This is a genomic window from Companilactobacillus futsaii JCM 17355 (assembly GCF_001435505.1).
Taxonomy (GTDB): domain Bacteria; phylum Bacillota; class Bacilli; order Lactobacillales; family Lactobacillaceae; genus Companilactobacillus; species Companilactobacillus futsaii.
Genome location: NZ_AZDO01000117.1, coordinates 1 through 10,786 on the forward strand (window position 1 = coordinate 1; position 10,786 = coordinate 10,786).

Consider the following 10,786-nt stretch of genomic DNA (forward strand, 5'->3'; position numbering starts at 1 on the left):
TTTATTTATTTTTTCTTAAGGTGGCTAACTTGATTATAAAATTCGCCAATTATTATCTTTAGCAAATTTAACTGCTTTCGTGATAGAAAGATTACTGGTCATACTATAAGTAGTTTTTTGTTCAATAAAATGATTGAAGACTTCTTTACGAGTCCAAGTATCTAAATCAATTTTCGTGAATTTCATAAGTTCTTCCTCCAAACGTATTTACCTTTATGATACAACTTTTAGTCATTCGCATTGGATTATCATGATTGATTTTTTATTTCTGAAAATATGAAATTATCAATTTACAACTCAATAATTCTTTGATTTATTAAAAATAATTCCTAATTACCAAATACCGATAAAAATGTATATATTTTTTGAAAATATTTTGATATATAACCCGATATAATACAACTTATAAAACAAAATACTTGAGGGAGGAGTTTTTATTATGAAATTAAAGCAAATTTTCAAAGGTTTAATTATCATTGTGGCTATTTTCATTAGCTTGCCAGCTACAAATATCAAGGCTGCTTTAACTGATGATACTGATTTAGCCGTTTTAAACAATGCTCCCAATGGTATTGGCATCAGTAATTACATGTCCAACGCCAAACCTAATACCTACGATTCAAAGGATATTTACGATACCAACTCCGCACAAATCGTGGACCATTCAGGTAATAATTCCACTAACGGAAATGTTATCGCCTTAGCAAGTGGAAAAAACACTTATGGTTCAATGTGGTCAAGCGATAAAAGTTTTGACATCAACAAAGAACAGACTATCTCCGCTTGGCTTTATTTTGGTAGTGGTGATGGATCTTCTGATGTTAATAGCGAAGGAATCACCTTTGTTCTCCAAAATGATTCTGATGGGATTGCTGCTTTAGGTGCTGGACTAGAAGGTATCGGTGTCTATGGTTATGATGCTTCTAGAGTAAACCTTATTGCTGGTACCGACGCCGATCAAAGTTATATCAAAAATACTGCCATTCAAAATAGTGTCGCCTTGGAATTTGATACTGATAAAAATAATTTCTATAATTCCAGTAATAAACCGCTTAATAATAACGGTGTAAGTTTTCCTTCAATTTTAAGTTATTATTCCCTTAATGGTTTTGATACTCAATTTGGTAATTCAACTTCCAATTTAACAGCTCTTGGCTTCCCAGATACTGCCCGCTATGGTTCCGGTGGTACTTACGGTCACATCGCTTTAACTTATCCTGGACTAGCTGACAGTTATCAATCAGGCGATATTTCCAGTTACAGCAATTTTCTACCTTTTAAAACAGGTTTTGGATTAGTTCATATCAGTCCTCAAGCTAATTACTTAATTGATGCTTACGATGAACAAAATAATCCTATTTATTGGCATCACGTAACCATCAAGTGGACACCTGCTGCTGAAGGTAGTAACGACGCGACATTGACTTATTATTTTAACGATAAAAATTTGGATTACTCTGACAACACAGCAACTAAAGGCGATTACAAACCTGCTACTGATACTATCAAAGTCGATACGACTAAGTTAAATTCAACTGATGACAAAGTCCGCTGGGGATTCACTGCTGCCAATGGGCCATCGGATTCAGTCGCTAGTAAATTAGTAGCTCTTGATTCCATTCCAGACTTACTTTACGCTGATGCTGATGCTTCAATTACCGATACCACTTTGAATAAGACTATCAATGCTGATTCCACTGACAAAACTGTTGCTAATGGTGATGAATTAGCTCTTAACTATCAATTGAATTATCTTCAAGGTAACGTCAACTGGGAAGATATTGTGGCTAAAATCAAAATTCCCAATCACGTAACTTTAACTCCTGATGATGACGGTAATATTGCCTATATCACTTACGCTGACGGTACTAAAGAAGCTATCAATCAAAGTGAACTAGCTGACCAAACGTTACAACATACTTTAGCTAAGACACTTGGAAATAAAACTGGAAGTGCTGGAACAACCGCCAAGATTACTATTTCAGCCACAGCCAATAATGATACAACTAGTGATATAGACGTCAATAAAGCGGTCGCTACATTCAATGGTTCTAATCAAATTTCTTCCACTAATAGTCCTGAATTTACTATTCTAGCTCCTAAGCAATATACGCTTGATTTATCAACTGATAATTCTAACATTGACTTGTTCTATAAATCTGATAACGCCACATTGAATCTTGAAAACACACTTACTTACAGTGATAATCATAGTTTTGGTGACGACGACTCTACAACTAATATTATTTACCAAATCACTGCTGGAAATAAAACGTATAACGTTGGTACAACGGCGTCTGGGAATATTTTTAAGCAAACGATTGATCTCAAATCACTAATAAACGACGATGATTTCTGGAATCTCTTTACTCTTAACTCCACGCAAAAAGTCACTGTTAAAGCAATCGATCAGACCAATGGATTAATCTCTAATACCGTTACGTATAATATAACGACCAAACCTAACAAAATGCTCAGTCTTGAAGTTTCCAAATCATTGCGGTTTCAAGATGTTAACTACGGTGATACGACAAAATATTTAGCACGAAAAAATGACTTTGATCTAAGCGTCACTAGTCTAAGATCTCCTTGGCAATTGACCGTTACAACTAATGGTCTATATTCAAATAACAAAACATTAAACAACAATCTAGCTTTGGTCTACCGTCAATATAACGATGATTCTTTCACCACTTTAAGTGATGAGCCGACCGTTATCGACCAAGAAGATACTTCTCATGATACTAACGTTACAGAAAATATTGCTGATACATGGACCAAAGACACAGGACTACTTTTAAAACAACTCAACATCTCTCCTGCTGGTCAATACACTGGGACTTTGACTTGGAATGTTGCCGAATCGATTCCCAACGAATGACAAAAATCACTTGCATAATCTTGCAGGTGAATTTTTTTGTGCTATTATATGAAATTAACTACCACAAAGAAGGTGCTTGTTATGAACATTCGTCCAATTCAAGTTGGTGACAACCAAGCTATTAAGCATATTTTACAATCTGATTTAAAAGCTGCTCACTTAGATATCCCTGGTACAGCCTATTTTGACAAAAATCTCGATACCCTTAGTCAATTTTATGAAAAAGCTCGCCGTGGTTATTTTGTTGTCGTTAATGATTTTCAAGAAGTCGTCGGTGGAGCTGGATTTGCTGAATTTGATCTGGAGAAAAATATCGCCGAACTACAAAAACTGTACTTAGCTAAGTCAGCCCAAGGACATCGTCTAAGTTATCAATTGATTTCTCTAGTCGAACAAGCTGCTAAAGAAGCTGGTTACGATAAATTATATCTGGAGACTCATCACAATTTAAAAGCGGCGTTACACGTCTATCCCAAAGCTGGCTTTACCAAACTTGCTGGACCAATCGAAGAGAGTTTGCATAGCGACGCTATGGATGGATTTTTTATCAAATCACTACACTAAAACAGACCACACATTAATTTGCGTGATCTGTTTTTTCATCTATAATATCAAAGCCATATCCTCTGATATGTTCCTTCAACATCTCTAAATATCTTTTAGCAATCGGACTAAGTTCCAATTGACTGTGTTTCAACCAGCCCAAAGTCATCGAGTCATCAACGTCTAATGGAATCGCCACAATTTTGTCATCATTTAATTTATTACTAATAATACCTGAGCTGATAGTATAGCCGTTCAACCCGACCATCAAATTAAAAATCGTTGCTCGATCACTAACTTTGATATTTTTCTTACGATCCAGAGTACTTAAAATCTCTTCTGAAAAATAAAATGAATTATTGTCACCTTGCTCATAAGACAGATACGGATAATCTGCTAAATCAGCCAAGGTTACGCGTTTCTTTTTCGTCAAGGGATTCTGCCGACCAACGAATACGTGCGGTGAAGCTTTGAATAAAGGCATGAATTCTAGATCATATTCCTTAAACAACTTATTTAATACGTGTTTATTGAAGTTATTCAAATACAAAATTCCAATTTCACTCTTAAAACTCGACAAGTCAGTCAAGATATTTTCCGTTTCGGTTTCACGCAGAGTAAACTGATATTCATCAGCCGAGACTGTTTTGATCAGTTCTACAAAAGCGTGGACAACGAAGGCATAATGTTGCGCTGAGACTGAAAAAGCCTGTTTACGAACCGGACTTTTCTCATAGCGACCCTTCAACAATTGTACTTGGTCCAAAACTTGCCGAGCATAAATCATAAATTCTCGTCCATCATCAGTCAAGGTCACACCTAATTTACTACGCAATAGAATTTGAATCCCCATTTCTGATTCCAATTCTTTAATAGCATTAGAAAGACTGGGCTGAGTTAGATACAGTTGTTTAGCAGCTTCATTGAAAGAACCAGTTTTGACGATTGTTTCTAAGTATTCTAATTGTTGAATTCTCATTGGCTTACTCCAGTTTTTTTATTATTATAGTCCAACTTATAGTTTTAAACTATAACCCATCATTATTATTATCAGTTATCCAATACCCACTTTAGATGATAGATTAATAGTCAATAACTACCACAAAGGGGACTTATTTATGACAACAACAATTATTGGTTTTCCACGTATCGGCGAAAACCGTGAACTAAAATTTAACACTGAAAAATACTGGCGCAATGAAATATCCGAAACAGAGTTATTAAACTTTGCCAAAGATTTACGTCTCAAACACTGGCAACTGATCAAACAAGCTGGTATCGATGAAATTCCTAGCAATGATTTTTCATTTTTCGATACAACTTTAGACACTGCCTACCTATTTAATATCATTCCAGATGCTGCCAAAAAATTAGATTTATCAAATCTCGATCGTTATTTTGCATTGGCTCGCGGTTATCAAGGAGAAAAAGGTGACCTAAAGGCTCTCCCTATGAAGAAATGGTACAACACTAACTACCACTATTTAGTACCACAATTCACAAAAGCAACTGACATCAAGTTAAATGATGAAAAAATTTTCGATGAATATCAAGAAGCTAAAGATTCGGGAATCCAAACACGTCCCGTTATCGTTGGTCCCTTCACACTCTTGAGTTTGAGTGAATTTCATAGTGTAACAGCAGATGATTTTGTCGACCAATTAGTTAACGCCTATCAAGAAGTCTTTGAAAAATTATCCGACCAAGGTGCGCAATGGATTCAACTAGATGAACCAGAATTGGTCAAAGATGTCACGGGTGAAAAGAAGATTTTGTTCGAGAATATTTACCAAAAACTCTTGCAAAATAAGTCTAATCTTAAAGTCCTAGTTCAAACTTATTTCGGTGACGTGCGTGATGTTTATCAAGATTTGATTAATTTAGATATCGAAGGTATCGGTTTAGATTTTCATGAAGGTCGAAAAACGGCCCAATTAGTCCAAAGTGGCTTTCCTGATGACAAAATTCTTTTTGCTGGCGTAGTCAATGGTAAAAATATCTGGCGCAATCACTATCAAAAAACTATCGATTTGATCAATAGTTTATCTGTTAAAAACCTAGTTATTTCAACATCTTGTTCACTACTCCACGTACCTTTCACAATTGAAAATGAAACTTTTGCTCCTGAAATCAAACAACACTTTGCTTTTGCCAAGGAAAAACTATCTGAACTAGTTGATTTACAAGCAATTCTCAATGGTGACACAAAACTCATCAATAAAAATCAACAACTTTTCGATAAACCTCGTGTTCAACCTAATGAATCAGTTAGAAAACGCGTCGATAGTTTGACTGCTGATTCATTCGTCAGACATCCCGATCTAAAAGAACGAGCCACTATTCAAAAACAAGAATTCCAACTCCCACTTTTGCCAACAACGACTATCGGATCCTTTCCACAGACTAAAGCCGTCAAAAAAATTCGTGCTCAATTCAGACACAATGAAATTTCACAACAAGAATATGACGAATTCATCGCTAATCACATCAAAGAATGGCTAGATTGGCAAGAAGAAATCGGTATCGATGTTTTAGTTCATGGCGAATTTGAACGTAACGACATGGTGGAATACTTCGGACAAAATCTTGATGGCTACTTGTTCAGTAAAAATGGTTGGGTGCAATCATACGGAACTCGTGGCGTTAAACCACCAATCATCTGGAGCGACGTAGCTAGAAATAAACCTATCACTGTTAAATGGTCCAAATTTGCTCAAAGTCAAACCGATAAAATCGTCAAAGGAATGTTGACTGGTCCCGTTACAATTTTGAACTGGTCCTTCCCTCGCGAAGATATTTCTGTTAAAGAATCGACTATCCAAATTGCTTTGGCTATCCAAGATGAAGTACTAGATCTCGAGAAAAATGGTATCAAGATCATTCAAATCGACGAGGCCGCTCTAAGAGAAAAATTACCACTTCGTAAAACCGACTGGTATTCTGAATATCTCGACTGGGCCATTCCTGCCTTCCGACTAGTTCACAGTAAGGTTCAACCAACAACACAAATTCACACTCACATGTGCTATTCCGAATTTACTGATATCATCCCTGCTATTCAAAATATGGACGCTGATGTTATCTCATTTGAGGCTTCTCGTTCTAATCTAGAAATCCTTGATGCTCTTCAAAAAGAAAATTTCCAGCTTCAAGTCGGACCTGGGGTTTACGATATCCACTCACCACGTATTCCATCAGTTGAAGAAATTAAAGCTACTATCCACAAAATTTTGCAAAAAGTCCCTCAAGAAAAAGTTTGGATCAATCCTGACTGTGGTCTGAAAACTCGTGGCATTAAAGAAGCCAAAGCTAGTGTTGAAAATCTCACAACTGCTGCCAAAGAAGTTAGAGAGGAGTTGTTGATACATGACAGAAACTAATCCCACCTTATCATTTGAAGTCTTCCCTCCTAATTCTCAAGTTGGCGTGAACAATTTGACTGACACTTTGGATCAATTAAAAGGATTGAATCCTAGTTTTATCAGCGTTACTGCCAGCAATCATAAACTAAACTACGAAGAAACAACTATCAATCTCGCCAAATATGTCAAAGATAATTTACACTGTCATACGATGGTCCATATGCCAGCAGCCTATGTCACCAAAACTGAAGTCAGATCGATTTTGAACCGTCTAGAAAAAATGAATATCCATCAGGTTCTAGCTTTACGTGGCGATATTGTCGAAGGTTACATTCCTGAAAAAGACTTCAAATATGCCAGTGATCTAACTCAATTCATTAAACAAGAAAAGCCTGATTTCACAGTCTCTGGCGCCTGCTACCCTGAAGTTCATCCTGATTCAAAAAACAGAGTTGACGACATCAGACATCTCAAGGACAAAGTTGATTCTGGATGCGATCAATTAATCACTCAATTATTTTATGACAATGAGCAATTTTATCGGTTCCAAGAAGAATGCGCCATTGCTGACATCAACGTCCCAATTTTGGCCGGAATCATGCCTATCGTTAATCGCAAGCAGGCTCTTCACGTTATCGAAAACTGTGCCGCTAGATTGCCTAAAAAATTCATCAATATTTTGGACAAATACAAAGATAATCCCGTTTCTTTAAAAGAAGCTGGTATCGCCTATGCAGTTGATCAAATTGTTGACTTAGTAACAAACGACGTCTCCGGCGTTCACTTATATACGATGAACAAAGCCGATACTGCTAAACATATTTTTAAAAACACGGCATCCTTATTTCATCTTGACAGTGTTACCGAATAAAAAAAGTTTCTCACAACTAAGTGGGAAATTTTTTACGTTTTATAGACACCGCAAGTAAAAGAAAAAGGCAATTTTAGCCCACTAAAAAACCCGAAACGAGTGCAATCGTTTCGGGTTTTGGTGTTTTTATGTGCCTACCTTTATGGGCAAGCAAAGTATAACATGGAATAATTTCTAAAACAATCGATTTACTGCAAAGCTGAAATGATTGTTTCTTCCATCTTTTCTGGCTTGGTTACTGGCGCAAATCGCTCAATTAACTGACCATTTTTATCAATCAAAAACTTAGTAAAGTTCCACTTGATACGACCATGTCCAGATTCATTTTTCAAATAAGTGAATAATGGATCTTCCTCACTACCATTGACCATAATTTTCTTAGTCATTGGGAAAGTTACACCATAGTGCATCTGACAATAATCACTCGTGGCTTTATCATCATCTAATTCTTGGTGAAATTGATTACTTGGCAATCCCAAAACTTCAAATCCTTGGTCGTGATACTTCTGATAAAGTTCTTCGATACCTTTTAGTTGAGGTGCTAGACCACATTTACTAGCAGTATTGACTATTAAAAGGACTTTACCTTGATAATCATTAAAGTCAATTGTAAAACCATTCATTTCTGTTTCCTTAAACTTATAAATTGGTGCCATTTATTTCACCCTCTTTTGTATATTATGTCGTAATCTGGAAGCGGAAACAATGATTTTGTTTATGCTTTTTGCTTTCTTTTCCATAGTAGATTGTGGATAATAGACAATTAGATTACATAAAGAAGGTATATTTTTTGAGTAAAGAAGAATTTGACGTTTCTAAATTAAGTCCCAAAGCTCAAGCAAAATTAGAAGAAGTCAGAAAACAACACAATTTAAAAACCTTATCTGAGGCCGCCAGCTACATGTTAGATTTCACAAAGCGAAAGTAAGCCCAATCAACCAAGTATAAAATTATCAATCCAATTAAAATCAACCAACCATTGACATCTTTAGGCATAATTTGAAATGTCACTAAGGTAAAGTATAATACTCCCAAAATTGCCAATTCATAAACAAATAATAGATTAAGTTTCTTCATTAATTAACTCCTAGAACAAGATTAGTCTATTATACAAAAAAATAAAGCCTATGTAATAAACAATCTGTCATCAAACAAAATGCTTATTACATAGTCTTTTTTAGATATCAGTAACTTTAATACCTGCTTGTTTCAATATTTTACTTTCAATTCCATGTTCTAATTCTTTATCATGATGAATTGGAACTGGCAAAGTCACATTCGTCTCCGGATTATACATTTTCAAGTGTGATCCGTTCTGTGACTTCTTAACAAAACCATGTTGTCTTAATATTTTAACGATTTTTTGGGGTTTCATTGCCATAAATATACCCCCTTTCAAACCTCTATTGTACACAAAAATGTAAGCATTAGAAAATAATCACTTTTATAAGTAAAATTAAAATTTTATAATAATCCTTATATTAAGTTTTTTTATAGGGGATAAATTTTGAGAAAATTATTTTATTTTAACCATAGGATTATAAAGTACCTTTTTTATTTTTTCTTTACGTTAACACTATTATTTGCTCTGACTTCTTCAAACTTAATTCTAGGAGATAATCAGATAACAAAAATAGGAACAACTGCATTTACTACCGTAGTATTACTCAGTTTAGGCGTATTTATACTCACTCTATATGTCAGCTCAGGGACTAGAAAATTTTTCTACTGGTTATTTATAAAAAAAAGAATTGTCACTGCCAGTATTTGTCTAAGTTTAGCAATAGCTATTCAAATTATTTTTGTTTCTTTAATACACTCTGGAATTGGATTTGATGTTAGTGGTGTTCATCAAGGTATGCTGATGCCAAAAGATGTAAACATAATTGGCTATTTCAGTGTCAACACTAATAATCTTGGTATTTTTCTATTTCAACAGTGGTTTGCTAATATTTTTCATAATACTTCATGGTTATTCTTTGATTTTGTGACACTTTTTCTAGTCGATCTATCGGCTGCTTTTAACTTAGGTAGCATTGCAATTATTGATAAAACAAAAGTTCCTCTTGGAATGTACCTTGAATCTTGTTGGCTCATCACTTTCCCGGCTATTATTGTGCCTTATACAGATACATGGGCAATTGAATTTGTAGCTATGTATATTTTCTGTTATTGTGTGATTTCTTATTCTCATTTTCCAAAAATAATTAAATTGATGGCCTCACTGGGTTTTGGATTTGCTTTGAGTGGAGCCTACTTTATCAAACCTTCTGCAATAATCCCTGCAATTGCTATTGTACTCATTGAATTTCTTGATTTATTAAAAAAGCGGCATAAAATTAGTACACTTATATTTACTATTTTAATGTGCCTTAGTTCAATAGGCAGCTTTCATTACATGAACCAAACCATCAAAAATCAATCTTATATTAGAGTAAATTATTTTCGAGCTAAGCCAATGGTTCATTTCATCAATATGGGACTATCTGGAGATGGAGGTTATAACGCTAAAGATTCATTTAAAATGGTAACTTTAGTTAATAAAAAAGACCGTATTGATTATTCAATAAATTCAATCCATAAACGATTAAAGAAAATGGGACCAACAGGCTATTTAACTTTTCTCTTCAAAAAGCATAATAATAACACTTCCGATGGTACCTTTGCCTGGTTACGAGATGGTGATTTCATCCCGATGCAACACTCACCCTCCAAGCATGGATTTAAAGGCAAACTCGAAAATTTCTTTTATTTATATGGCAATAACGTCGGTGACTTTCGTTTCCTTGTTCAAATTTGGTGGTGCATTTGGTTAGGAATTATCTTCTTTGCTTGGCATGATAATCAAAAATTTACTCAAGTTATGCGTTTGTCCTTAATCGGATGTTTTATCTTTCTATTGATTTTTGAAGGCGGGAGAAGTCGATACTTAATTCAAGTTTTACCTGTATTTATAATATTGGCTACTCTAAACTTCTCATTCACAAAAAAAGAATTAGAAAATCTTTTTAGATGGGTATGAACTTCTAACTAAAAAGGAACTATAATGAAGGTGAGAATTAATATATTTATATTTGGCAGATTGTAAAATATAACCGAACACTAGTGGACACAAAAACCCATAAAGGT

11 protein-coding genes are annotated in these 10,786 nt (G+C 34.7%); 6 read left to right on the forward strand and 5 right to left on the reverse strand.

Annotation, left to right across the window (positions count from 1 at the left end; all coding sequences use genetic code 11):
- Window positions 1-33 precede the first annotated feature (33 nt).
- A complete protein-coding gene (locus FC88_RS12675) occupies window positions 34-186 on the reverse strand; it encodes a CatA-like O-acetyltransferase (RefSeq protein WP_149029793.1) in 153 nt (50 codons plus the stop codon).
- Window positions 187-439: 253 nt separating this feature from the next.
- Between FC88_RS12675 and FC88_RS08695 the strand changes: the two genes are divergently transcribed.
- Window positions 440-2,881 carry an L-type lectin family protein gene (locus FC88_RS08695; protein WP_057814741.1) on the forward strand — a complete coding sequence of 814 codons (2,442 nt, stop codon included), beginning with the start codon at window positions 440-442 and terminating at the stop codon, window positions 2,879-2,881.
- 81 nt (window positions 2,882-2,962) lie between these two features.
- Window positions 2,963-3,445 (forward strand): GNAT family N-acetyltransferase, encoded by a 483-nt coding sequence (locus tag FC88_RS08700; protein ID WP_083484616.1) that lies wholly within the window; start codon window positions 2,963-2,965, stop codon window positions 3,443-3,445.
- 13 nt (window positions 3,446-3,458) lie between these two features.
- Here the strand turns inward: FC88_RS08700 and FC88_RS08705 are convergent, their stop codons facing one another.
- The gene (locus FC88_RS08705; RefSeq protein WP_057814745.1) at window positions 3,459-4,403 is read right to left on the reverse strand and encodes a LysR family transcriptional regulator; all 945 of its coding nucleotides are present in this window, start codon (window positions 4,401-4,403) and stop codon (window positions 3,459-3,461) included.
- Window positions 4,404-4,542: 139 nt separating this feature from the next.
- Between FC88_RS08705 and metE the strand changes: the two genes are divergently transcribed.
- Together metE and metF are read left to right on the forward strand one after the other, a co-directional pair.
- Window positions 4,543-6,804: a 5-methyltetrahydropteroyltriglutamate--homocysteine S-methyltransferase gene (gene metE, locus FC88_RS08710; protein WP_057814747.1), complete on the forward strand. Its 2,262-nt coding sequence runs from the start codon at window positions 4,543-4,545 to the stop codon at window positions 6,802-6,804.
- Window positions 6,791-7,657 carry a methylenetetrahydrofolate reductase [NAD(P)H] gene (metF, locus tag FC88_RS08715; protein ID WP_057814749.1) on the forward strand — a complete coding sequence of 289 codons (867 nt, stop codon included), beginning with the start codon at window positions 6,791-6,793 and terminating at the stop codon, window positions 7,655-7,657. Before metE ends, metF begins: the two co-directional genes overlap by 14 nt.
- 188 nt (window positions 7,658-7,845) lie before the next feature.
- Here the strand turns inward: metF and FC88_RS08720 are convergent, their stop codons facing one another.
- Window positions 7,846-8,313: a glutathione peroxidase gene (locus FC88_RS08720; protein ID WP_057814751.1), complete on the reverse strand. Its 468-nt coding sequence runs from the start codon at window positions 8,311-8,313 to the stop codon at window positions 7,846-7,848.
- 134 nt (window positions 8,314-8,447) lie between these two features.
- On the opposite strand from FC88_RS08720, the gene FC88_RS12915 reads away from it, so the two are divergent.
- Complete coding sequence (locus FC88_RS12915; RefSeq protein ID WP_157060456.1) at window positions 8,448-8,585, forward strand: hypothetical protein; 138 nt, start codon at window positions 8,448-8,450, stop codon at window positions 8,583-8,585.
- Here FC88_RS12915 and FC88_RS08725 read toward each other — a convergent pair.
- Window positions 8,555-8,734, reverse strand: a complete 180-nt coding sequence (locus FC88_RS08725) for a hypothetical protein (RefSeq protein WP_057814753.1) — start codon at window positions 8,732-8,734, stop codon at window positions 8,555-8,557. The genes FC88_RS12915 and FC88_RS08725 overlap by 31 nt on opposite strands.
- Window positions 8,735-8,834: 100 nt before the next feature.
- Entirely contained in the window at window positions 8,835-9,038 is a 204-nt protein-coding gene (locus FC88_RS08730) for a type II toxin-antitoxin system HicA family toxin (RefSeq protein ID WP_010020946.1), read from the reverse strand.
- A 126-nt stretch (window positions 9,039-9,164) separates the two neighbouring features.
- Here FC88_RS08730 and FC88_RS08735 point away from each other — a divergent pair, with 126 nt between their 5' ends.
- A complete protein-coding gene (locus tag FC88_RS08735) occupies window positions 9,165-10,679 on the forward strand; it encodes a TIGR03766 family XrtG-associated glycosyltransferase (RefSeq protein WP_057814755.1) in 1,515 nt (504 codons plus the stop codon).
- The last annotated feature ends 107 nt before the right edge of the window (window positions 10,680-10,786 follow it).